23 protein-coding genes are annotated in these 25,191 nt (G+C 34.1%); 1 reads left to right on the top strand and 22 read right to left on the bottom strand.

Annotated features, from left to right (window positions below; translation table 11 throughout):
• Positions 1-66: 66 nt before the first annotated feature.
• Complete coding sequence (locus tag AC3ITQ_RS21770; protein WP_489236165.1) at positions 67-1,497, bottom strand: CCA tRNA nucleotidyltransferase; 1,431 nt, start codon at positions 1,495-1,497, stop codon at positions 67-69.
• A gap of 319 nt (positions 1,498-1,816) precedes the next feature.
• Between AC3ITQ_RS21770 and yaaA the strand changes: the two genes are divergently transcribed.
• Positions 1,817-2,575, top strand: a complete 759-nt coding sequence (gene yaaA / locus AC3ITQ_RS21765; protein WP_489236164.1) for a peroxide stress protein YaaA — start codon at positions 1,817-1,819, stop codon at positions 2,573-2,575.
• A gap of 218 nt (positions 2,576-2,793) precedes the next feature.
• On the opposite strand, the gene AC3ITQ_RS21760 is transcribed toward yaaA, so the two are convergent.
• From AC3ITQ_RS21760 to AC3ITQ_RS21660, 21 genes are all read right to left on the bottom strand, one after another.
• Entirely contained in the window at positions 2,794-4,383 is a 1,590-nt protein-coding gene (locus AC3ITQ_RS21760) for an MDR family MFS transporter (protein WP_489236163.1), read from the bottom strand.
• A 4-nt stretch (positions 4,384-4,387) separates the two neighbouring features.
• The gene (locus AC3ITQ_RS21755; protein WP_489236162.1) at positions 4,388-5,467 is read right to left on the bottom strand and encodes an HlyD family secretion protein; all 1,080 of its coding nucleotides are present in this window, start codon (positions 5,465-5,467) and stop codon (positions 4,388-4,390) included.
• Between the two features lie 12 nt (positions 5,468-5,479).
• Positions 5,480-6,802 (bottom strand): TolC family protein, encoded by a 1,323-nt coding sequence (locus AC3ITQ_RS21750; RefSeq protein WP_489236161.1) that lies wholly within the window; start codon positions 6,800-6,802, stop codon positions 5,480-5,482.
• Positions 6,792-7,421, bottom strand: coding sequence for a TetR/AcrR family transcriptional regulator (locus AC3ITQ_RS21745; RefSeq protein ID WP_072972904.1), 630 nt, complete (start codon positions 7,419-7,421; stop codon positions 6,792-6,794). Before AC3ITQ_RS21745 ends, AC3ITQ_RS21750 begins: the two co-directional genes overlap by 11 nt.
• A gap of 124 nt (positions 7,422-7,545) precedes the next feature.
• Positions 7,546-9,225 (bottom strand): M1 family metallopeptidase, encoded by a 1,680-nt coding sequence (locus AC3ITQ_RS21740; protein ID WP_489236159.1) that lies wholly within the window; start codon positions 9,223-9,225, stop codon positions 7,546-7,548.
• A gap of 49 nt (positions 9,226-9,274) precedes the next feature.
• Positions 9,275-10,036 (bottom strand): tryptophan synthase subunit alpha, encoded by a 762-nt coding sequence (gene trpA, locus AC3ITQ_RS21735; protein WP_489236157.1) that lies wholly within the window; start codon positions 10,034-10,036, stop codon positions 9,275-9,277.
• Positions 10,037-10,099: 63 nt separating this feature from the next.
• Entirely contained in the window at positions 10,100-10,837 is a 738-nt protein-coding gene (locus AC3ITQ_RS21730; RefSeq protein ID WP_489236156.1) for a carbon-nitrogen hydrolase family protein, read from the bottom strand.
• Between the two features lie 12 nt (positions 10,838-10,849).
• Positions 10,850-11,167 (bottom strand): gamma-glutamylcyclotransferase family protein, encoded by a 318-nt coding sequence (locus tag AC3ITQ_RS21725; RefSeq protein ID WP_489236155.1) that lies wholly within the window; start codon positions 11,165-11,167, stop codon positions 10,850-10,852.
• A 24-nt stretch (positions 11,168-11,191) separates the two neighbouring features.
• The gene (gene trpB / locus AC3ITQ_RS21720; RefSeq protein WP_489236154.1) at positions 11,192-12,373 is read right to left on the bottom strand and encodes a tryptophan synthase subunit beta; all 1,182 of its coding nucleotides are present in this window, start codon (positions 12,371-12,373) and stop codon (positions 11,192-11,194) included.
• Positions 12,374-12,385: 12 nt separating this feature from the next.
• Positions 12,386-13,018 carry a phosphoribosylanthranilate isomerase gene (locus AC3ITQ_RS21715; RefSeq protein ID WP_489236153.1) on the bottom strand — a complete coding sequence of 211 codons (633 nt, stop codon included), beginning with the start codon at positions 13,016-13,018 and terminating at the stop codon, positions 12,386-12,388.
• 114 nt (positions 13,019-13,132) lie between these two features.
• Complete coding sequence (gene trpC / locus AC3ITQ_RS21710) at positions 13,133-13,918, bottom strand: indole-3-glycerol phosphate synthase TrpC (protein ID WP_489236152.1); 786 nt, start codon at positions 13,916-13,918, stop codon at positions 13,133-13,135.
• An 89-nt stretch (positions 13,919-14,007) separates the two neighbouring features.
• Positions 14,008-15,000, bottom strand: a complete 993-nt coding sequence (trpD, locus tag AC3ITQ_RS21705; protein ID WP_489236151.1) for an anthranilate phosphoribosyltransferase — start codon at positions 14,998-15,000, stop codon at positions 14,008-14,010.
• A 146-nt stretch (positions 15,001-15,146) separates the two neighbouring features.
• Positions 15,147-15,551 (bottom strand): GNAT family N-acetyltransferase, encoded by a 405-nt coding sequence (locus AC3ITQ_RS21700; protein ID WP_489236150.1) that lies wholly within the window; start codon positions 15,549-15,551, stop codon positions 15,147-15,149.
• Positions 15,552-15,643: 92 nt separating this feature from the next.
• Complete coding sequence (locus AC3ITQ_RS21695; RefSeq protein WP_056195974.1) at positions 15,644-16,210, bottom strand: anthranilate synthase component II; 567 nt, start codon at positions 16,208-16,210, stop codon at positions 15,644-15,646.
• An 86-nt stretch (positions 16,211-16,296) separates the two neighbouring features.
• Positions 16,297-16,740 (bottom strand): hypothetical protein, encoded by a 444-nt coding sequence (locus tag AC3ITQ_RS21690; protein WP_489236149.1) that lies wholly within the window; start codon positions 16,738-16,740, stop codon positions 16,297-16,299.
• Between the two features lie 216 nt (positions 16,741-16,956).
• Positions 16,957-18,357 (bottom strand): anthranilate synthase component I family protein, encoded by a 1,401-nt coding sequence (locus tag AC3ITQ_RS21685; RefSeq protein ID WP_489236148.1) that lies wholly within the window; start codon positions 18,355-18,357, stop codon positions 16,957-16,959.
• Positions 18,358-18,656: 299 nt separating this feature from the next.
• A complete protein-coding gene (locus AC3ITQ_RS21680) occupies positions 18,657-19,937 on the bottom strand; it encodes a hypothetical protein (RefSeq protein ID WP_489236147.1) in 1,281 nt (426 codons plus the stop codon).
• Positions 19,938-20,153: 216 nt separating this feature from the next.
• The gene (locus AC3ITQ_RS21675) at positions 20,154-22,643 is read right to left on the bottom strand and encodes a mechanosensitive ion channel family protein (protein WP_489236146.1); all 2,490 of its coding nucleotides are present in this window, start codon (positions 22,641-22,643) and stop codon (positions 20,154-20,156) included.
• 192 nt (positions 22,644-22,835) lie between these two features.
• Positions 22,836-23,402: a YceI family protein gene (locus AC3ITQ_RS21670; protein WP_194657016.1), complete on the bottom strand. Its 567-nt coding sequence runs from the start codon at positions 23,400-23,402 to the stop codon at positions 22,836-22,838.
• A 31-nt stretch (positions 23,403-23,433) separates the two neighbouring features.
• Entirely contained in the window at positions 23,434-24,066 is a 633-nt protein-coding gene (locus AC3ITQ_RS21665) for an NAD(P)H-dependent oxidoreductase (RefSeq protein WP_489236145.1), read from the bottom strand.
• A gap of 4 nt (positions 24,067-24,070) precedes the next feature.
• A complete protein-coding gene (locus tag AC3ITQ_RS21660) occupies positions 24,071-24,532 on the bottom strand; it encodes a MarR family winged helix-turn-helix transcriptional regulator (protein ID WP_489236144.1) in 462 nt (153 codons plus the stop codon).
• Positions 24,533-25,191 lie beyond the last annotated feature (659 nt).

Below are 25,191 nucleotides of genomic sequence, written 5' to 3'. Positions count from 1 at the left end.
ACACTTGATTTGAAACATTTAATATTTTAAATTTAAATAAACCTTTGTTGCTTTGTGCCTTTGTTACTATGCACCTTTTTTTAAACCCATTTTTTCAGCTCTTTTAATTACAAAATCATAAGCAGCCTGATATTCATTCGGGATATCACCTTCTAAAATTGCTTCTTTTACAGCTTCTTTTAAAACTCCAATTTCACGGGAAGGTTTCAAGTTGAAGATTTCCATGATTTCTTCACCAGAAATTGGTGGTTGAAAATTACGAACATGGTCGCGCTCTTCAACTTCAACAATTTTCTTGCGGACAATATCAAAGTTTTTATGGTACTTCTTAAACTTTGCTGGATTTTTAGTTGTGATGTCAGCTTCGCACAAAGTCATTAAATCTTCCACATCTTCGCCGGCATCAAAAACCAAACGACGAACAGCGCTGTCTGTTACAATATCCTGTGCCAAAACAATAGGACGCGAACTCATAATGACCATTTTTTGCACAAACTTCATTTTGTGGTTCAATGGCATGTGCAAACGTTCAAATATTTTCTTAGCCATTTTTCCACCTAAGAATTCATGACCGTGAAAAGTCCAGCCTTGTTTTTTAGTGAAACGTTTTGTCGGTGCTTTTCCAATATCGTGTAACAAAGCCGACCAACGCAACCAAACATCATCTGTATTTGGACAAATATTATCGACAACTTCTAATGTGTGGTAAAAGTTGTTTTTATGGGTATGACCTTCAATTTCTTCTACCTGATTCAAAGCTGTTAATTCAGGAAGAATAATATCTAAAAGCCCAGTTTGGTACAAAAGTAAAAATCCGATTGACGGTTTATCTGTCGAAAGAATTTTATTCAATTCATCCACAATTCTTTCTCCCGAAATAATTTTAATTCTTTCTGCATTTTTTGTAATTGCATCTAGAGAATTTTTCTCTATTTCAAAACCTAACTGATTCGCAAAACGAATGGCACGAAGCATTCTTAATGGATCGTCAGAATAGGTAATGTCCGGATCTAAAGGTGTTTTAATTGTTTTATTTTCAAGATCAGCCAAACCATTAAAAGGATCTGAAAGATCTCCGAATGTTTTTTCGTTTAATGATAGTGCCAAAGCATTTATGGTAAAATCACGACGATTCTGATCATCTTCTAGCGTTCCGTTTTCAACGATTGGATTTCGGCTTTCGAAATTATAAGATTCTTTTCGTGCACCAACAAATTCTATATCAGTATCTTCAAAACGTAACATTGCAGTTCCATAAGTCTTAAAAACCTGTACTTTTGGTTTTTTTGGAAGCAATTCAGAAACTTTCAAAGCCAATTCTATTCCGCTTCCAACGGCAACAACATCAATATCTTTTTTAGAACCACGTTTTAAAAGCAAATCGCGAACAAAACCACCAATAACGTAACTGTCAACGTTTAGTTCCTGAGAGGCCTGCGAAATAATCCCGAAGATTTTATGTTCTAAAGCTGTTTTATAATTTGTTTGTATAGCCACGAATTGAGTAATTTTTATAATAATTGTTTCTAATCTTGAAGAGAAGGAAACGCTTGCAAATTTACAACATAGAAAACGCCTTTTACAATCTATTGTTTACTTTTTTGAACAAATTCATATTTTCAGGATGAAGTTTTATTAAAACAAAAAACTTAAGGCTGAATTTCACGAATCACAATCAATAAAAAAAGAAATTCGTGAATTCGTGGCGGAAAAACGATTAGTAGAAATTCACTTATGGAACTATCAAACAAATCAATTCTGATACCTCATTTTTAAAATATCAATTTGTATTTTTGAATCATAGAAAAACGTACAAATGAAAATTGTTATATCTCCAGCGAAGTCACTGAATTTCGAAAAAGAATTACCAACTACTCAATATACTGAACCGTCTTTTTTAAAAGAAGCACGCCAGGTTCATAAAATTTTAAAAACTAAAAAGCCAGCCGAATTATCTGAATTAATGTCGATTTCAGATAAATTATCCGACTTAAACTGGGAGCGTAATCAAAAATGGAAAACTCCTTTTTCACCCGAAAATGCGCGTCCGGCAGTTTATACTTTTGACGGTGATGTTTATACCGGTTTGGATGCTTATACCATTCCGTTAGAAAAATTAGAAGTGTTACAGGATAAACTTAGAATTCTGTCGGGACTTTATGGTGTTTTAAAACCACTAGATTTAATGCAGGCGTACCGTTTAGAAATGGGAACAAAAATGCCAGTGGGTGAATACAAAAATCTTCATGAATTCTGGAAGCCAACCGTTACAAAAGCTTTAAATAAAGAGTTGACGAAAGGGGAGTTGTTTGTGAATTTAGCCAGTAACGAATATTTTTCTGCCGTTGATGTAAAAGCCTTGAAAGTTCCTGTAATAACTCCGGATTTTAAAGATTACAAGGACGGAAAACTAAAAATGATCAGTTTTTTTGCGAAAAAGGCGAGAGGAATGATGGTGCGTTATATCATCGATACTAATGCTGAAACTATTGATGATTTAAAAGGTTTCAATTACGAAGGATATCAGTTTGATGCGAATCTTTCTAAAGGGAACCATTTGGTTTTTACGAGATAGGTTTCCTACAAGTTCAAAGTTTAAAAGGGACAAAGGTTCAGAGGTTTAAAAGAGTCGTAGACTTTACCCATATTGTAGGCAGGGATTTTAATCCCTGTAATCTATACGATATGATTAATTAGAATGATATTAATTATAAAAAATAAAAAAGCCGGGTTAAATTAATTACCCGGCTTTTTCGTATTATAAATTATAAATCAATTATTATATTAACGCTATTAATGCATTGCATCAGCAGGATTAATCTTGTTTTTACCTCTTTTGATAAAGAGGATAATTGGAATACAACATAAGAACATGATACCTAAATACATGAAAATGTCTATGTACGACATTACAGTACTTTGTTTTAACACAGCGTAATCTATAGCTTGATAGGCTTTTTTAAGGGCAACATCGGCACTGTATCCTTTTGCCATAAAGGCGTGCTGCATTCCTTGAATACGTTGTTGCACTTCAAATTTTGCAGGATCCAGATTGTTGATCAGATTTACTCTGTGTTCCTGACTAAAACGGGTAATAAAAGTGGTAATAATAGCAATACCAAATGAACCTCCTAATTGTCTCATCATTCCGGTAAAAGCCGCTCCTTCACCAATATGTTTTCCTTTTAAAGTTGAAAGCGAAAGTGTGGTAATAGGTACAAATAAAAGTCCTAAACCAATTCCTCTCAAAATCAATGGCCAATACATATGTTCTACACCGGTATCAGGTGTCATACGAGTTTGCATCATAAAAGTAAAGAAGAAGAAAACTAAAAATCCAACTCCTACCATATAACCTTGCGGAACTCCTTTCTGGATCATGTTTCCAACAAATGGCATCATGATCGCAGTAGTGATCGAACCTGGAATCAATAATAATCCGGCATCCGTTGCGGTCCATCCTAAAATAGACTGTGTATAAATCGGAATAATTAAAGTTGATCCGTATAATCCGAAACCAAGAATAAAACACATTACGGTTCCGATTCTAAGATTTCCATCTTTTAAAACACTTAAATTTACAATTGGATGTTTGTAGGTTAGCTCTCTCCATATGAAAAGCACCAATCCAAGAACCGTCACAACACTTAAAGTCACGATTGTAGAATCGTTAAACCAATCGTCTTGTTGACCATGTTCCAGAACGAATTGTAAAGACCCGATAAAAGCGGATAATAATATAATTCCCCACCAGTCAACCTGATTCGCTTTTAATTTTTCACCGTATTTTGGACTTCTAACAAAAGTTAATGCCAAAATAGTAGCGATAATTCCTAATGGAATATTGATGTAAAAGATGTAAGGCCACGAATAATTATCTACCAAATAACCTCCCAAAGGCGGTCCTAAAGTTGGCCCCACAATAACCCCCATTCCGTAAATAGCTTGCGCCATACCACGTTTTGCAACGGGGTAACTTTCGGTAATAATGGTTTGGGCCGTTACCAGGAGGGCACCTCCACCCATTCCCTGAACGAATCTAAAAGCTACTAGTTCCCAAATATTGCTTGCATTACCACATAAAAAGGAGCAGACCGTAAATATTATGATAGAAGCCACAAAATAATTACGTCTTCCAAATTGCTGCGATAGCCAGCTCGTCATCGGAATTACAATTACATTCGCAATAGCGTATGCTGTAATTACCCACGCCACATCGGTCAAGGTAGCACCAAGACTTCCGCGCATGTCTGTTAGAGCTACGTTTACAATCGTAGTATCTACAATTTCCAGCAAGGCACAAAGTACTGCTGTTATTGTAATGATAACTCGTCTGTAACCGTATTCTACTAAATCGTCGTCTGCTTGTACTGCTGTTGCCATTTATTTATTTTAAATGTACGTCTACATCAACATTCATTCCCGGACGTAATAAATTTACTTTCTCAGGGTCATTCGATGGATCTAAACTAATTTTTACCGGTAATCTCTGAATTGTTTTTACGAAGTTTCCTGTTGCATTGTCAGGAGGTAATAATGAAAAACGAGATCCTGTAGCAGGAGAGAATGAGGTTACAATTCCTTTAAACTCGTAATTAGGATAAGCATCTACTTTTAAGCTTACTTTTTGTCCCACAATCATTTTGTTTAATTGTGTTTCTTTGAAGTTAGCTACAACCCATGCTTCATTGTTATTGATGATGTAAAATAAAGATTGTCCTGGCTGAACCAATTGTCCTGGCTGAATATCAACTTTCGAAACCTGACCGTCAATTGCAGCAGTTACAACTGTGTAAGTAAGATTTAAATGTGCAACATCCAACATTGTTTTAGCTCTTTTAATGTTTGCTGCAGCAACTTCTGTTTGTTTGTCAGAAGCTTTAGATTTAGATTCGATTACCGATTTTTGATAAGAACTAGCTCTTTGTTGTTGCTCTAAAACACGCACTTGATTTTCAGCTTCTTCTTTTGCAGTTTGAGCCTGCTCAAATTGTTGCTTTGTTATTGTATGTGTTTTGTACAAATTATTGTAACGGTTAAAATCGTTTGTAAGTTGTCTCAATCTGATTTTTGCACTTTCGATAGAACCACTTGCAGATTTCATATTGGCATCAGAAACATTGATACTTGCGTATGCGCTTCCAATATCTGCTTTTGCAGCTTCGTACTGACCTTCAGCTCCTAATAAAGCAGCATTTGCTTCGTCAATTTTCAATTGATAATCTCTCTTATCGATAGTAAATAAAGTATCTCCCTTTTTTACAAAGTCATTATCTTTTACATACACTTTGCTAATGTATCCAGATACTCTCGGAATAATCGGATTCATTTTTTTCTCAATCTGAGCATCATCCGTTTCTTCGTGCGCTTGTCCGTGTAAGTATTTTGATACTCCGTAAGTTCCCCCCAATAAAACCAAAACGGTTAGTATAATGATGAATTTAGTATTTGTTTTTTTCTTTTCCATGAGAGCTATCGATTATATTTTAGAAAGATTGAATGATTGAGATAATTGTCCTGATACTGAAAGTAATTCGTAATATTTTTGAATTATAGTTGCTTTAGATAAAGCGGTATTGATTTTTGCACTTAAATGTTCCACATCAGCTTCAACTAAATCATTTGTGTCTGATAAACCATTGTCAAATTTATCTTTTACAAGTCTATAATTTTCAGAAGCCTGTTGTAAAGCTTCATCATAAACTACACTTTGATTGATCGCTAAGTCATAATCTTCAATAGATTTCTGAACTTCGTTTTTAATACGATCAGTCAAAATTGCTTCTGAACTTTTTGCTTCTAAAGCTTGGCTTTCAGCAACTTTTACGTGTGCACTGTTTTTATAGAGCCCTGATATATCGTATGATAAACCAAGTCCAAAATTCATTGCATATTTTACAGTAATAAAATCTTTAAGATCCAACGCTGTATATCCGCCTAATAAAGCAAGTGAAGGATAATAGCCCGCTTTTGCTATTTTGATATTAGCCTCGCTCGCTTTTTGTTGCAAACGAACTGCTTCTAAATCTTTTCTATTTTCAAGTGCCACTACATCAGATGATGGAGCATTGCTTGTTTTCAAGCTAAAGAAATCACCTTCGTTAACAGTCAATTTCACACTTGGATCTAACTTAAGTAAAGTAGTCAGATAGAAGTTAATATTATTGATATTGTTGTTAGCTTCATCAATAGATAATTGCGTTTTTGAAACCAATAATTGTGCTTTCAATAAATCATTTCTTGGTATGATTCCGTTTTTCTCTAATTCTGTAAAATCAGTAACACGCTGTTTTGCCTGTTTTTGATTTTCGTTTAATAGATCCAACGTTTTTTGCGCTTTGTATAAGGCAGTATAATAAGTGATTACACGCAAAGCAACATCTTCTTTTGTTTTGGCAGCATAAGCACTTTCAGCTTCATATAAATTATCATAAGCATCGATGCTGTTCTGAATTTTAAATCCGGAAAATATTGGCAAGCTTAAAGTTGCCATTCCTAACAATGCCTGATCCGGAGAGGGCATTGGCTCGGCACTAGCCTGATCATTATGCATGTCGATTGAAGCTTTTGTCAATCGTTGATATTGTCCTGAAATTTTAATATCTGGATATTGATTGTTTTTAACCTCTTGTAATTCGTATTTTTTTGAGTTTACCTTAGTGTTGGCAAGCGTAACTTCGTTACTTTTTTCCCAAGCCATTTTTACAGCTTCGTCTAAGGTTAAACTTGTTTTTTCTTGTGCTTCTATTGATGAGATTCCGATAAAGAAAATACCAAAGAGCAATAATGGATTAATTTTCATAAACAAGTAGCGCTTTTATAGTTTGTTGAATGTGCTTTGTAAGACTGGTTTTAATGTAATTATTATACATTTCTTCGGTTTTTAAATTTAATAACTCCACAAAAAAAGATTTATTCATGTGAAAGTGAAAAAAGGTTCCGATGATCGTTGGTGTAAGAAGCGGAATTATAACATCTTTTCTGAAAACGCCTTTTGCCTGCCCTTGCGCAATAATCGTTTCTACAGATTTTAGATTTCCTTTTTTTAATTCAGTAAAAGCGATCATGCTTTTTTCTCTTTTCTCTGAGTTGAGTTCAAAATGTAAAACTCTGAAAATCCCTTTGTTACAACTGATTCTGTTAATGTAAATTTCGATTAATTTATTGACTTTTTCAATAGGTTCGAGATTTTCCTGCAATAAATTTTCGAGTTGTAATTTTAAATCAGATGTTTTATAAAGAATTAAAGCCTCCAGTAGTCTTTCTTTTGAGCCAAAATAATACGAGACCATTGCAATATTAATTTTTGCATGTTTTGAGATATCCCGTATCGATGTACCCTCAAATCCTTTCTCTGAAAATAGCTTTTCAGCAACCTCCAGAATCTGAATTTTTTTATCGTTTAATTCGATGTTTGACATAGTAGTGTTTCTAATCGGATACAAAATTAAACAAGTGTTTAAATTAAACGATCGTTTAATTTTTGTTTAACATAATATTAACATAAAACGGTGTAGTGGTTAGATGATTTGTTTTTGATAGAAACTATTTGGTTTTCTTTGTTGTAATGTAAAAATTAATGTCAAGTTTTAGGGTGTCATCTGGTAATAGGTTTTTTATTTTCAATGATTTCCAGTTAGTTGTTGGGTAAATCCAGGCCTCTTTGGTGAGATTGGTTTTAATTGGTAACGAAAAATTATCATTACAATTGCTGTAGCGATAAAACAGTTGATTGTCTTTTATTTGATATTCTAAAACAGGAACAAGATTAGTCCTCAAATATTGATCAAACAAGTATTGAAAGTCAATCGCTGTATTTAAACTGATATAATTTTCTATTTGTTTAGTGGTGACAATTTTATGGTAGAAATTACGATTTAAGCCTTGTAGAACTTCTCTATATATTGAATCGTTGTCGACAATAATTTTAATCATATGCAAAATAGCCCATCCTTTTATATAATTGTCCTGGCTTCCATCTTCATTTATGCCGTAGCGTGCTATTATCGGCTTGTCGTTTTCTATAGTTCTAAATCTTCCGGCCATAAATTCGTTGCCTGCTTGTTTACCTGCAATGTCAGCGATAACAAGTTCTTCGGCCAGACCGGCAAATCCTTCCTGAATCCAGCGGTCAGCAATATCAGCAGCGGTCATATTGTTGCCAAACCATTCGTGAGCCATTTCATGAACAATCATTTTATCTGTTTTTTTGCCCCAGCCTGTATTTGATATATCTCCGCCTTTTTTATTCGTGCCTCTTTTATATCCGCCTCCATAGGCAATGGCACTTTGATGCTCCATTCCAATATAAGGTGCGTCTGCTATTTTGAAACCATCTTCATAAAAAGGGAAGGGACCAAACCAATGTTCTAATGAGTTCATAGTAAAGTTTACTTCTGGAATCATATGTTTTTCGGCTTTGGTCTTATTATAGTCAAGAACCCAGTAATCCATAGTTAGTTTTCCTTTTTTGCCTTGATATGCTTGGCTAATATTTATATATTTTCCAATATAAAATGAAATTGCATAATGACTTATAGGATTTTTAACTTCCCATTGATAGGTGTTAGTACCGTCATGATTTTTAATTGTGGTTTTTAATCGCCCGTTTGAGATCGCAATTAAGGTATCTGGAGCAGTAACAGCAATCGAGGCTCCGTGATCAGGCTCATCATACATGGTATTTTTGCAAGGGTACCATAAACTTGCTCCTTTGTATTGGCAGGCTACTGAAATCCAAGGACGATTTAAGGAATCTTTTGCCCATACTAAACCACCATCCCAGGGAGGTTTTATCGATTCTGTTGGTTTTCCAGAATAATAAATCGTGATTTTGTTTTTTTTAGAAGCTTGATTTTTAGATAATTTTAAATACCAGATATTCTGATTTTGTGTAAAATCGACTTTTTTATCTTTTTGAAATACACTGTCAATTTTAAGTGGGCTTACCAAGTCAATCTGCATTAAGTCCGAATGCTTTTTGTTAGTAACGTTATATTCAATTACATTTTTGCCTGTTATTGTTTTATTGACATAATCGGGTTTAATGCTTAAATCATAATGCTGAATATCCCACCAAATTCGTTCTGGAGTAATCGAACCATTCAAGGTATCTTGTTTGGTTGGGATATTCAGAGTTTGACCTTCCTGAGCTTGTACTGAATAAAACCACAGATTTAGAATCAGAAAAAGTGTTTTTTTTGAAATTATCAAATGTTTGGGCATAACAAGGATTTTGAATTGACTTAAAAAAATCCCTGTAAATTACATTTAATTAGCGAATATCACCAACAAATTCTGCAATTTTACCAGAACCACTTTCACTCAAATGTTTGATAAAAGCACTACCAATAATAGCGCCTTTTGCAAATTTCGTAGCCTGATTAAAAGTTTCTTTATTCGAAATTCCGAAACCAACAATTTGTGGGTTTTTCAAATTCATGTTTCCGATTCTTTCAAAATAACTTTCCTGAATATTTCCAAAACCAGATTGAGAACCGGTAACACTCGCCGAACTTACCATGTAAATAAAGCCGTTTGAAACGCTGTCAATAAAACGAATACGTTCGTCTGAAGTTTGAGGTGTAATCAGGAATACATTGATTAATCCATATTTTTCAAAAATAGCTTTGTATTCGTCTGCATAAACATCAACCGGTAGATCCGGAATAATTAATCCGTCAATACCAATTTCGGAACATTTTTTACAAAAAGCTTCAACTCCATATTGCAACATCGGATTAAAATAGCCCATGATAATCAAAGGAATTTTTACGCTTTCGCGGATGTTCTTCAGCTGATCAAAAAGAATTTGAGTTGTCATTCCGTTATGAAGCGCCGTCGTCGAACTCGCCTGAATTGTTGGGCCATCTGCCAAAGGATCACTAAAAGGCAAACCAATTTCAATTAAATCAACGCCATTTTTTTCTAAATCCTGAATAATCTGAACGGTATCATTTAAGTTAGGATATCCGGCAGAAAAGTAAATAGAAAGTATCTTTTTATCTTCTTGTAATTTTTGAGTTATTCTGTTCATTTCTTTTATGTTTTTCTCCTAACAGGTTTTTAAAACCTGTTAGGTGTTTTATTACGTTTTTATTTAAAGTATAATAATCTGAGTCGCCCAATTATCATTTTTATTCTCCACCAATAATAGTCCGGAATCCGAATCATTCATTTGTCCAACCAATTCTCCTTTGTTATTCCAAAAAGCGCTTTGTCCTGCCGATGGATAACCCCAGGATTCTCCACTAAAATTAGACATCAAAACATTCATTTTATGATTCTCAGCATAGCTTTGTAAATTTCTATATGCATTCGGAATTCCGTTTGGTGTAAAGAAAATACTGGCGATGTAAATATCACTTGCTCTTTTGCAAGCATTTTCAGGATGCAGGGGATTATCAATATCAGCACAAATGGCAAATGAAATCTTTTGATCCTTAATAGTAATCATCGGATTATAATCGAATGAAGATTGAAAAAACTCATCCTCGCCTTCATGCAAAAACTGCTTCGTATAAATCGAAACCAAATTGTCAGGGGCAATAACAAACTCTCCAATAAACATTTCAGCATCAATTTGAATTGGAGCACCGGCAACAATGATAATATTATTTTCAGAAGCCAGTTTTTTTAAGTGATCTAATCGTGAATCGTTTTTTTGAAAAGCCAGTTTTTGGGCATATTCTCTCTCGTAACCTGTAATAGACATTTCAGGAAATGCAATTAATTGTGCTCCGTTTTGCACCGCCAATTCGATGAGGCGATAATGATCTAATAAATTAGCTTCAATATTTCCCCTGGTTGGTTTTGTTTGTGCTGCTGCTAGAATCATTTCTGTTTTTTATTAATTTTCTATATAAATCCAGGCAACGATTCCTGAGTTCAATGTAACTTCAACTCTTTTATAAGCATTCGATTCGAATATGTCTACTGTAGCTAAATCTGAAGGAGAAATATTATAAACAATACCATGTATTGGGTCTGAAGAACCTTCTGTTGGCACAGCTACAACATAATCTGCCATTCCAAATTCTTCTTCTATCTGAAGACTTTTCAGTCTGTGACCCAAAAGCTGATCTTTAGTTCCGGTTAATACCTTATTAAAAAGCTGCATTTGAATCTGCTTTGACCGTAATGTTCCGTAAGAGAATAACTTTTCCATAATTGCTATTTTTCTTGTTTTGTTTTACAATTTAAAATATTCAATATAATTATCTAAATCTTTATCACCACGTCCAGAAAGACTGATTACCACAATATCAGTTGGCTTAAATTTCTTTTGATCTAAAACCGCAAATGCGTGCGCACTTTCAATAGCCGGAATAATTCCTTCTAATTTAGTTAATTGCAAACCTGCGTTCATCGCATCATCATCAGTAACTGAGAAAAATTCCCCGCGTCCGGTTTTTGCCAAATGCGCGTGCATTGGACCAACTCCTGGATAATCTAAACCTGCGGAAATTGAATACGGTTCTGTAATTTGTCCGTCTGGTGTTTGCATCAAAAGGGTTTTACAACCATGAATAACGCCTACTTTTCCTAATTTACTGGTTGCCGCGCTATGACCGCTGTCAACACCTTTTCCTGCGGCTTCAACAGCAATGATTCCAACTTCTGGCTCGTGCAAAAAGTGGTAATAGGTTCCGGCTGCGTTACTTCCACCGCCAATGCAAGCTACAACATAATCAGGATTTTCACGCCCTTCTTTTTCTTTTAATTGCCATTTTATTTCTTCTGAAATAACACTTTGAAAACGTGTTACCATATCCGGATAAGGATGCGGTCCAATTGCTGATCCTATAATGTAATGAGTGTCAACAGGATTATTAATCCAATCTCTAATAGCTTCGTTTGTGGCGTCTTTCAACGTTCGTGAACCCGAAAGTGCCGGACGAACTTCTGCGCCTAACATTTTCATACGGGCAACGTTTGGCGCCTGACGAGCGATGTCAATTTCGCCCATATAAACGATACATTCCATTCCCATTAAGGCACAAACTGTTGCAGTTGCCACACCATGCTGGCCAGCTCCGGTTTCAGCAATAATTCTTTTTTTACCTAAACGTTTGGCTACCAATATTTGCCCAATTGTATTGTTGACTTTATGTGCGCCGGTATGATTTAAGTCCTCTCTTTTTAGATAGACTTTGGTATTGTATTTTTCAGATAAACGCTTAGCGAAATAAAGCGGGCTAGGGCGTCCAACATAATCTTTTAATAACTGATCAAATTCAGCTTTAAAATCGGGTTCGCTTGTTATTTTTAAATAATTCTGACGTAATTCTTCTACATTCGGATATAGCATTTCGGGAATGTAAGCTCCTCCAAATTCTCCGTAATATCCTTTTTCGTTAACGTTAAAGTTCATTTCGTTTCAAGTTTAAAAGTTGGCAACATCAAATTTTCGTTTGAAATTGCTAAATAGATTTTTGTTTTTAAGCCCCGGTTCGATTTCAAATTTACTATTTACATCAATAGCGTAAATAGGTAAATTGCTTTTTGAAATTTCTTCGATCGCTTTTAATTCGTTTATTCCGATGCCGCCACTCAAAAAGAATGGTTTTTCAGATTTGTATTTTTTTAATATCGTCCAGTCAAAAGTGGTTCCGTTACCTCCGGGTAATTTCCCTTTTGTATCAAAAAGGAAGAAATCAGAGACCGCTTCGAAGGGCTTTATGGCTTCAAAATCAAAATCATTATCTGCAGAAAATGCTTTTATGATTTGGACTTTTTTTGGTAATTGTTTTTTTAATTCTGATAAAAAATCAACCGATTCATTTCCGTGTAATTGAACGGCTTGTAAATTGTATTTTTGAACTTTTTCCAGAATTTCTTCCTGACTCTGATTTACAAAAACGCCCACTTTTTTAACCGTTTCTATCAGTTCCGGAATTTCTCCGTTAAAGTATCTCGCGGATTTCTCCCAGAAAATAAATCCCATATAATCGGGTAGGAGTGTGCCTACTTCGAGTATGTTTTCAGGATATTTCATTCCGCATATTTTGAGTTTCATTTTTTTTGATGTTTTTGCCACGAAGGCGCTAAGACACAAAGTTTTTATTCTTACCATTAATTTCACGAAATAGCACAAATTAAATTTGCGCCTTAGTTACTTTGTGGCAAACCTTTATATATCTAATTGTTTAATAAATTCTGTTGCAGCTTCTCCGGCATTATCGGTTTTCATGAAGTTTTCCCCAATTAAGAAACCACTGTAGCCGTAAGGTCTTAATTCTGAAATGGCTTCTATTGATGAGATTCCACTTTCTGAGACTTTTACAAAATCATTCGGAATTTGCGCTGCGAGTTGTTTGCTGAAATCTAAACTTACCTCGAATGTTTTTAGGTTTCTGTTGTTTACGCCAATCATGTCTAAACTCGGCATAATTGATTTTTCTAATTCTTCCTGATTATGAACCTCAAGTAAAACTTCTAAACCTAATTTCTTTGCAAATTCGGATAATGATTTGATTTCTTCACGAGTTAAAACCGCGGCGATCAATAAAATTAAATCGGCTCCAAAAGCTTTAGCTTCTAAAATTTGGTATTCATCAACAATAAATTCTTTTCGCAAAAGCGGAATATTTACACTTGCTCTTGCCAAAAGCAAATCGTCTAAAGAACCTCCAAAATATTTTCCATCGGTTAAAACCGAAATTCCGCAAGCACCTGCATTTTCATATCCTTTCACCACTTCTTCAACCGTAAATCTTTGGTTAATAACCGATTTGGATGGAGAACGGCGCTTGTGTTCTGCGATAATTCCAGTTAAACTTGTTCTCAGTTTTTGGCTCAAAGAAATCGTTTCTCTTCCAAAAAACACTGAACTTTCCAATTGTGAAACCGGAATGATTGATTTTTTAAGAACGACTTCACGCTGTTTATCAAATATTATTTTATCTAAAATGTTCATGTTGTATTTGTTTCAGGTTTCAGGTTTCAAGTTTCAGGTTACGTTCCAACAACTTGAAACCCGAAACAAAGAAAACTTGAAACTATTTTTTACTTACTTAGTTCTTGTAATGTTTGTAATGCCTTTAACCCTTTTCCGGAGAATAAGCTTTCTTTCGCCAATTCAAATCCTTCCAGCGGAGAACATTTGGTTACGGTTGCAATAGCCATTGCAGCATTGGCCAGAACCACATTGTTTTGAGCTTCTGTTCCTTTTCCTGAAATGATATTAGTGAACATTTCTGCTGATTCTTCGATCGTTTTTCCACCTTCAATTTCGGTTTGTGATAAAAGACGAACGCCAAAATCAGAAGGGTTTAACATTCCTTCCATGTGTGATGTGATCGTTTTGGTTGGACCTGTTAAGGAAATTTCGTCATATCCGTCAAGGGAATGTAAAATGGTGAAATTGATATCAGTATTTTGGTATAAATAAGCATACATTCGGGCTAGTTCCAAATTGAAAACACCAACCAATTGATTTTGTGGAAACGACGGATTTACCATTGGCCCCAACATATTAAAGAAGGTTTTTACAGCCAATTCTTTTCTGATTGGTCCAACGTTTTTCATTGCCGGGTGGAATAGAGGAGCGTGTAAAACGCAGATTCCGGCTTTGTCAATACATTTTTCCAAAAAGGAAGGATTGTTACTGAATTTAATTCCCATTTTTTCCATCACGTTGCTTGATCCTGAAATAGAGGATACGCCGTAATTTCCATGTTTTGCTACTTTTATTCCAGCTCCTGCTGCTATAAACGATGCTAAAGTGGAGATGTTGAAAGTGTCTTTTCCGTCGCCACCCGTTCCGCATAAATCGATGGTGTTGTAAGCTGATAAATCAACGCGAACACATAATTCTAATAAGGCTTCACGAAAACCCGAAAGCTCGTCAATAGTAATACTGCGCATCATAAACACGGTCAAAAATGCCGAAATCTGACTTGGGTTATAATTCCCACTTGAGATATTAATCAATACGTCTTTTGCTTCTTCTTTTGAAAGCACTTCGTGATTGATTAATTTATTTAATATAGTTTTCATTTTTTTTTATTCTAAGGTTCTAAGATGCTGAGGTTCTGAGGTTCTAAGCTTTTAGTTTTTTTGTTTCAAATTTCAGGGTTCAAGTTAATTTTGCGACTGAAAACTGTGACTGAATACTAAAAATGCTGAACACTGCTTACTGCTTTTTAATGTTCATTTCCCTGATAAATCCACATGGGTTCTGTTTTTCCGGCTCTTTCAAACCCGTTCTTTTTATAAAAATCAACTGATTTTCCGTCGGCGGTTAGCATTTGCATGTGAAAATGACTGTATTTCTCCTGCATTTTATCTACAACCATTTTTCCAATTCCTTTTCCCTGATACTCTGGAAGTACCAATAAATGCGGATAATAAACAGTCAAAAATCCATCAGAAATTGCATTCCCAAGTCCGACTAGTTTTGTCCCTTCCCAAGCCGTAACTAAAGTTTCGGAATTTAAAAGACCGTTGTATAATTCATTTGGTTTGCTGGCCGAACTCCATTCGTTGGCTTTGTATAAAATCAAGATATCTTCAATGTTGATTTCTCGGGTTTCTGAAAGTGTTATCATTTTTAAGGTTCTAAGTTGCTAAGAGACTAAGGTTCTAAGTTTTTTGTTTCAAGTTTCGCTAACCTGAAACTTGAAACTTGAAACAAAAGAAACTAACTTTTAATCCAGTTCTCTAAAATCAATTTTCCTTTTGGCGTCAAAACACTTTCCGGATGAAATTGCACACCTCTTACGTCAAAGGTTTTGTGTCTTAGCGACATAATTTGTCCATTTTCATCTATTGAAGTTGCTTCTAAAACGTCTGGTAGATTTGCGTCAACAACCCAAGAATGGTATCTTCCCACTTCGAATTCGTTTCCTAAACCTTCAAATAGAATTTCATCAGAAACAACCGTTTTTACATTTGTTGCCACACCGTGATATACTTTATCAAGGTTTGAAAGTGTTCCGCCAAAAACTTCTCCAATGGCTTGTTGTCCTAAACAAACACCTAAAATGCTTTTTGTCGGTCCATATTTCTGAATTACTTCTTTTAATAATCCTGCTTCATCCGGAATTCCAGGTCCCGGAGAAAGTAATATTTTATCGAAAGTTGCGATTTCGTCAATATCAAATTCGTCGTTTCTATAAACGGTTACTTCGCAGTTTAAATCTTCTAGATAGTGCACTAAATTATAAGTGAAACTATCGTAATTGTCTATAACTAATATTTTTTTCATGAGTTTTTTTGTTTCAGGTTTCAAGTTTTTTTTGTTTCAAGTTCCAACAACGTGAAACCTGAAACTTGAAACTTGAAACTATTTTTTTATTTTTCTCGAACGTATCTTTCTGTAATAATTCGGTTGATTCCTAATTTTTCTACTTTTTCGATTCCTTTTTGAGTTAGTGTATCATTTTTAATTTTTACTACAAACTCAAATTTTCCATTTTCCCATTGACGGTTGTTGAAGTATTCCAGATTTTCGGTGTAAACACTATCTTTCAAAGTATATTTTCCGCCTCCGCCAAAGAATACAGCTGCTGTACTGTCTTTTCCGTTATTCAAATCATGATTGAAAAAGGCAAAATGAGTATCATTTATAATTTTAATCATTTTTGTTTTTGGATTGAAAGTGGAGAAAGTCGAATCTTTTTCTGTCGTTTCAGCTGATATAAGACGCCAGGTTCCTTCAATTGGATTCTCTTTTTTTTCCGATTTGCAAGAGGTTATAGTAATGATTAAAAATAAAATTGAAACTGCTTTTTTCATGATTATTTATGGTTTTTATGGTTTGTTTTTTAATTGTTTCATCGGGTTTTGTTAATCTTTGTTTCCAACGGTTGAAACCGTTGGCTATGCTTATAAGCGTTTTTTTCATATTTGCTTTTCAAACATTGTCCGAGGTTTCAACCTCGGGAGACATATCGCTGAATATTCTGTATTTCTTTCTCTGCGACTGAATACTAAAAAGCTGAATACTGATTACTATATTTTCTCTGCCATTTCAAGCGCTGTATTCAACGCTCTTAATTTATTATAAACTTCCTGCATTTCGCTTTCTTCGTCTGAGCTGGCAACGATTCCGGCTCCGGCCTGACAATGCAGTTGATGATTTTTGCTTAAGAAAGTACGAATCATAATGGCGTGATTAAAATTTCCTTCAAAATCCATAAATCCTATTGCGCCACCATAGAAATTACGGTTTGTTTTTTCGTAATCTTCGATCAATTGCATCGCTCTGTGTTTTGGTGCGCCGCTTAAAGTTCCGGCTGGGAAGGTGTCTGCAACCACCTGCATTGTTGTGGCTTTTTCGTGTAAATGTCCTGTAACTTTAGATACCAGATGAATTACGTGCGAGAAAAACTGAACTTCTCTGTATTTCTCAACGTTCACATCATGTCCATTTCGGCTTAAATCGTTTCTGGCCAAATCAACTAACATTACGTGCTCGCTGTTTTCTTTTTTGTCTTCAGAAAGTTGTTTGGCTAAAACCGCATCGTGTTCGTCATTTCCGGTTCTTTTGAACGTTCCGGCGATTGGGTGAATTTCTGCTTTTCTATTTTTTACGATAATTTGTGCTTCGGGCGAAGACCCAAATATTTTAAAATCTCCATAATCAAAAAAGAATAAGTACGGAGATGGATTGATACTGCGTAAAGCTCTGTAAACATTGAATTCATCACCTTTAAAACCTTGTGTAAAACGACGTGATAAAACCAATTGAAATACATCGCCCCTAAAACAATGCTTCTTTGCCAAAGCCACATTGTGTTTGAATTCCTCATCAGTTAAGTTAGAAAAACCTTCGCCTTCTTTGGAGAATTTATAAGAAGCAATATTTCTGGATTGTAACAATTGCTCAATTTCAGAAATGTTGTTTTTTCCATCAACACTATGACAAAAGATGTAGGCTTCATTTTTGAAGTGATTGATCGCAATAATGTTTTGATAAACCGCATAAAAAACATCCGGAATTAAAGTTGCACTGTCTTTTTTAGCAATTGAAACTTTCTCAAAATAGCGAACAGCATCATAAGAAATGTATCCGAATAAACCGTTATTAATGAATTTAAAATCATTTTTCTCCGATTTAAACTGACTTGAAAATTGCTGAATTACTTCTGGTATATTAGTCGAAGCATCGATTGCAATTTGTTCTGTAGTTCCATCAGGAAAAGTTTTGGAAATGATTTCGTTTTCGATTTTAATCGTCGCAATCGGGTTGCAGCAAACGTAAGAGAAACTGTTATCATTTCCGTGATAGTCACTACTTTCCAATAATAAACTGTTTGGAAATTTATCTCTGATTTTAAAATAAATACTTACCGGCGTGATGGTATCTGCCAGGATTTGTTTGTAGTGTGTGTTGAGTATAAAAGGTTTCAATGTATATAGTTTTTTAATTTTTAGAATATTTCAGTTTAGTTTTGACCAAAAAAAAAGGCTTGTCGTGATGACAAGCCTTTTATATTTATAGTTTTGAAAATACCATAGGAAGCTTTGTTCACGACGTTTGACGTAAATTCTTCCACCACCAAGTATTGTTCATTAATATTTTCATTTTCTTATTTTGATGTCACAAAGATATAAATGTAAATTGGAATAGGAGACATAAAATTTTAAAAAAATCTTTTCTTAATTTGAAAATTTGTTAAATTTCATTAGAAACGATCATTTTTAAAAGCTTAATTTCCAATAGCAATTGTGTTGTTTTGGTTCATTCTAAAGTCAGGATTGCCTTTAATATTAGGCATTGCAAACAATTCGCTATTTTTAAGTTTAGTGTAATCCAGGAAGAAAGTTGGATTTCCGTAAAATCCTTGGATTGCCGGGTTTGCACTTCCTGATTCGCTAGTAATTCCACCATTACAATTGTTAATTATTAAATTTTTGAATGTTATTTTCGATAAATTAGCTTCGCCGTCTCCAATATTTCCTTCCAGTAAAACAAAAGGAGTAAAGCCTGAAACAATACTATTAGACAGATTAAAAAAGGTATTTTCTCTAACATAAATAGATTCCCTAACCAATCCCTGATTGTTTTCTTCTAAATTAACTAAAGTGATATTACTTGCATTTATTTTAGTTAATTTTTTAGTCATATCCGTATTTCCTATCTTATCATAAGAATCTACTTCAAAACATCTTGACCCGGAAACATCTGATGAAAAGGGGTGACGTATGGCAATACTGTTGTTAATATTGATTTGTGCTCCCTGAGTAAAATCGAAATCATCATCGGTAGTACGATATGAAATTAGATTATTCATGTTTAACTCACCTCCATAACATTCAAAAGAATCGTCATTTGAATAACTAACCTGAATATTACTCAAAACTGTTTTTCTTCCAACACCTGCTAATGATAGTCCGTTAAGTTCTTTTAGCGAACTTAATTTTCTGCCTGCATATTCAACTCTTACATATTTTAGAACACCGGAGTTATCATCGGCATCCTGACCTCCGTAGTGATTTAACATTGGCTCTAAATCGAAAGGGAGAATATGAATTCCGCCAATAGTATTTATGGGAGCTTTTCCAAGAATGATAATTCCGCCCCAGTCGCCAGGTTTTCTTTCTGCAATTTCTTTGTTTGAAGTAAAAACGATAGGATCAGTTTCTAAACCTTCTGCCATAATTTTGGCACCATTTGTAATAACAAGAGTACCACAGGTTTTATCATCGCCTCGAATAACGGTTCCGGGTTCAATAGTTAAAGTGGCATTATTGGTAACATAAACTACTCCAACAAGCTGATAGGTGTTGCGTTTTGTTAATCGGGTATCTTTATCTATCGTTCCGGCAATGATATTGGTTGCTTCGTTGTATTCTATTTTAGCTGGATTAAAAGTGGTCCAGTTGGACATCCAGTTGGAGGTACCGGTAATTCCTTTTGGTTGTTGTTGTGCTTGTATAAAAAAACTGCTCAGCAGCGTTAGAATTGCAATTGGTAGTTTTGTTTTCATAACTGTGATTTGAATTTCTAGTTTCTTTTTTTAGTTGCCCAAAATTAGAAGCCGAATGTTAATCAAAGCATGATAAGCTATTACCAAAGTGTTATTTAAGTATTAAGAACGTTATGTTTTTGAAAAGAAAATCTCTTTTATTAAAGAGTGACAATTGTAAATTAAACTGTTTTAACGTAGAATTGAGAATGATTTGTGAGCCTAAACACAAACGCTTTAATCTTCAGGCTCTGTATTTTTATTTATAATGTGAATATCCTGTTGTGAAAACGGTATTACAATTTTGTTTTGTTTTAATGCTTTGTCAATGGCTATAATCATTTCACTTTTAACATCATAGTCAAAGTCGAAATGCTTGATCCAATACATTACCACTAAATCAATCGAACTATCTCCAAATTTGGTAAACCAAATCGTTGGTGCCGGTTTTAATAGAATATTTTTATTCTTACCAATTATTTCTAAAAGTATTTTTTTTGTCAACTCTAAGTCGGTTCCATAAGCAACTCCAAACCGGATTTGCGATCGTCGCTGGTTGCTTCCCAGAGTCCAGTTGGTTAAATTTTGATTTAATAATTCGCCATTCGGAATCACTACATCAGCTCCGTCGTATGTAGTTACAACGCTGCTTCGAATACCAATTGATTTCATTTTTCCGGATTGTGTACCTACTTCAATAATGTCGTTTAGATTTACCGGTTTTTCAAAGGCAATAATTAATCCGCTTATTAGGTTGTTGACAAGGCTTTGCATACCAAAACCTATACCGACTCCAAGTGCACTTATGATTAGTGTTATTCTGTCTAACGGAATACCGGTCGAAGCAAATGCAACCAGAACACCTACAGTTACAATTGTAATTCTTGACAAAAACATCCAGCTGCCAATGTTTTTAGCCTTGTCTTTGTTTTTAATAACCTGATTATCGCTGGCTAAAAAGGAAACCACCTTTGAAATGAAGCCAGACAATAAAATAATAAGAATGAATATGATGATATTTTCAAATGTAAAGGAGATGTTTCCAATATTTCTTGTCTCTGAAATAGAGTTTCTAAAAGGATCAACGATACTTTGAAAAATATAGGTGTTTCTAATCATTAGTATAAAACAAGCAACAAAAAGCAGTAGATAAAAACTAAAGTTAAAATTATGCGGGATGCCTTTTATCGTTTTTTTCGAACTATCTTCATCGGTTGTTTTTAAAATTTTGGAAACCAAATTAATCTCTTTTACAACTATTAAAGTATGGTAAAGAGAAAAAATTACCACTACGGAATAAACGGCTTTTGTCATTAAAAATTTACCTAAATTATAGTGGCCGTTTACCAAATAATAGAAGGAGAAAAATTGAAGAAAAGCGCCTGCAAGAATATACCACAAATAGATTTTTCTTTGAAATTGGCCCCTGTTTAGGAAGGAATAAATACCTATTCCGATACCAAGAAGGTTTATCGCTAATATTAAATAAGATTCTCCAACAAAGTGAATTAGTATTATAATATCAAAAAAGGCTAATAAATTAAGGATAAAGATGGAAATCATTACTTTCCAGACAAATGTCTTTATCGTATGCAGCATCATTATGACCAATGCAATAGTTGATATTGTCCAGATAATTATGGCGAAAATTAGTGGCGGCATTGGAAGTACAAATTGATATAAATTCAACACAACCAAAATGGCAGCAGAAATGGGGCTGTTTAATATATTGATGTCAACTAACATTTCTTTTTTAAAGCCGAGATCAATAAACTTTCCTTTTTGCAATCTGAAATAAATCGCTGTTCCAATTATCAAAAGCAACATGGTGAGGATTGAATTTTTATTGTTTATCAAATAAAAATACATCACAAGAGCATTTGTTCTTATAGAAGTAGCAAAGGGATCTATATGAATAAGAGGACGCTCAAAAACTGGGACTTTTTTTGTAAACAATTGATCGAGTTCTAATCTTCTGAGCCTGTTATTTTCAATTATATCCGATTCAATTTTGTATTTCAATTGATCTCCCATGATTTCCAATGTCTGGATGCTGTCTACGGCATTTTTTAACCTTTCAGAAATCAGTGTGATATCCTTACTCGTCCTTTCGGATTGAAGGCGGTAAATTTCTCTTGAAACAGAATCACTCGGAATATAATACAGGATTTTTTGAGCAACCAGAGAATCTATTTTTTCCTGAGTTCGGCTGAGCTGTTGGTTTTCAAGACTGATTTTTTTTAAACGATCAGTGGATCGGTTTAGCAATTCGTCAAGAAGAATAGAAGTGGAGCTAAGATTTCGATCTGTTAAAACTCTAAATTTTCTCCCAACAATTCCCTTAACTGCAAATTCTTCCCAATCTTTTAATTGGTAAATTTCTCCGGCAACGTCTTTGTAATTGAATCCTTTGGTTAAAAGAAATTTTGCATTCTGGATTTCGAGTTCAATTAAATTGAAAAGTCTATTTTGTTTTTGAACATTTTGGTAGTTAATGTATTTTTCCTCTCTCATTTTTTTTTCTCTTTCGGCCTGGCCTTTAAGTAAAATGAGAGAAGCTTTATCCTTAATTCCCAATTCCTTAACAATCGAATCTAATTTGCTTGTTGTAGTTTGAGAAATACCAGAGACAGAGGATAACGCGGTCAATGCGATTAAAAAAAGTTTAAAACCAATACTTTTGTATTTCTTTGCGGTGTTTTGGAGTAGAAATGCAAAATTTGACATTTGGCTATATTTATTTCATTAGTTATTTTGAAATATTTATTCGATGCGTTAACCAAATTTAACAAAAAAAAATGTCTTTTTTATAATATATGTATTTTAAAAAGAGTTAGTTAGGGTATTATGTCGTTTTTAAGCATAAAAAAAACCTGAACTTTCATTCAGGTTTTTATATAAGAATTAGTAAGTCTTATATTAGAATTTTAAAGCTACAGTCAATTCGAAATCGTCATTGATAGTTTTGTCTCCTAAGTTTTCGAAGAAGTTACCAGAGTTGTATTTGATATCGTATTTAGTTCTGTCAACTTTGAAAGCAGTTGTAGCAGTGTTTCCAGCTACAGTGATGTCAAAAGTTACTGGTTTAGTGATTCCTTTAATAGTTAAATCAGCAGTTACAGTATAAACGTCAGTTGCTTTAGCTCCAATAGTTTTGAAAACTAATTTTGCAGTTGGGAATTTGTCAGTTCCAAAGAAATCGTCAGCTTTTAAGTGACCGTTTAATTTTCCTTGGTATTCTCCAGTTAAGTCAGTTGCAGTTAATGAAGTCATATCAACTGTAAAGCTTCCTCCAGTTAATTTTTTCCCTTTGAAAACTACAGCTCCGTCTTTGAAGTTTACAGTTCCAGAGTGCTCTCCAGTTACTTTTTTACCTACCCATTTGATAGTAGATGCTTTTACGTCGATTTTCTTTGTTTGAGCATTTACTGAAATACTAGCCACCGCTACGAATAATGCTATTGCAATTGTTTTGAAATTTTTCATTTTGTTAAAATTGATTTTGGATTAATAATAATTATATAGTGATAAATAATTCCTCGTGAGATTTTCTAACTTTTTTGTAATGCTGAGCGTCGTCCTCATCATGTCTGTAACCAACAGTTGCAATAACTGAAGCATTTAAACCTAATTTGTCAAAACCTAAGATTTCATTAAATGCAGCAGCATTAAATCCTTCCATTGGAGTTGCATCAATTTTTAATTCAGAAGCGGCACTTAATAAAGTTCCTAAAGCGATATACGTTTGTTTTGCTGTCCAGATGTTTTTGTTTTCATCTGATAAATTGGCGATAGTACCTTTCATCATGTCGCTAAATCCAGCCAATGCATCAGCAGGAACACCTCTTGTTTCGCTAATGTTTTTGATGTAATTGTCTACAGAAACCGCGCCAAGATTTAAATCATTCGCAAATATAAACAATTGCGATGCATCTGTAATCTGAGTTTGGCCGTAAGCCGCAGCTTTTAATTTTTCTCTAATTTCCGGATTTTCAACAATAACAACTTTGTAAGGTTGTAATCCGTATGAAGAAGCACTTAGTCTAACTGCTTCTTTTAAAGTATTTAAATCTGAAGCAGAGATTTTTTTTGTTGCATCAAATTTTTTTGTTGCGTATCTCCAATTTAGATTTTCTAATAGTGTACTCATAATATTAATTTTGTTGGGTTCTGTATTTTTCTAATAACTGATTCAATAATTCTAATTCTTCCTGACTTATATTGTTAGCAAACGTGCGCTCGTGCTCATCTACTTTCGGATCTAATTCTTTTAATATATCTAACCCTTTTTGTGTGATTAGAACTTCAATTTTTCGTCGGTTGTCCGGGCAAACATTTCGGGTCACATAATCTTTCAATAAAAGTTTATCTACTAATCGGGTTGTATTGCTCGTTTTTGCGAGCATACGTTCCTGTATCACACACATATTAGCCGGCTTTCCTTTTTGTCCTCTTAATATACGTAGCACATTATATTGCTCTCCGGATAAATCATACGGTTTTATCAACTCGTTAAAATGATCGTGAATCACATTCTGCGTGTACATGATATTCAGAATAACTTTTTTCGCATTATCCAGCTTTACTGTACTTTTTATAACCTCTTCAATTGTCATAGTCGTAAGTGTATAATTTGTATATACAAATGTAAAACTTTTAATAGTTGTATATACAAATGTGATGTTAAATTTTCGTTAATTCAATTAAGGCGAAATTTTATAACTATACCTAATCTATAAAGTTAATGTAAATGTACTATAAAATTTTAATTTAGAATAGTGCTTTTTATAATGTTTGCTACTGAATTTGCTGAAATTTTTTCATTGAATACCACAAATACCTGAGAGGTCTTAAGATTTTTGATCGCGTGAGGGATAGAAGCCGGCTACCGAAGTAGCGCGGATAGCCCGACAGCATTTAAGAAAAGGCCTAATGAGCGCAAACTGCATCAGGCCTTTTCTTAAATGCTGGCACGCCCTAATTGATATAAGTTTCAAGTTTCAAGTTTCAAGTTTCAGGTTTCAAGTTTCAGGTTTCACGTTATATTGAAACCTGGAACACAAAACCCGACAGGTTTGTAAAACCTGTCGGGTTTGGAAAATCTAAAATCTAAAATCTAAAATCTAAAATCTAAAATCTAAAATCTAAAATCTAAAATCTAAAATCTAAAATCTAAAATCTAAAATCTAAAATCTAAAATCTAAAATCTAAAATCTAAAATCTAAAATCTAAAATCTATAGGGGCGTGCCACCATCCCGATGAGAGGGCAAATTT

Source organism: Flavobacterium sp. KH_001 (genome assembly GCF_057840745.1).
This window is presented reverse-complemented; position numbering and strand designations above follow the sequence as displayed.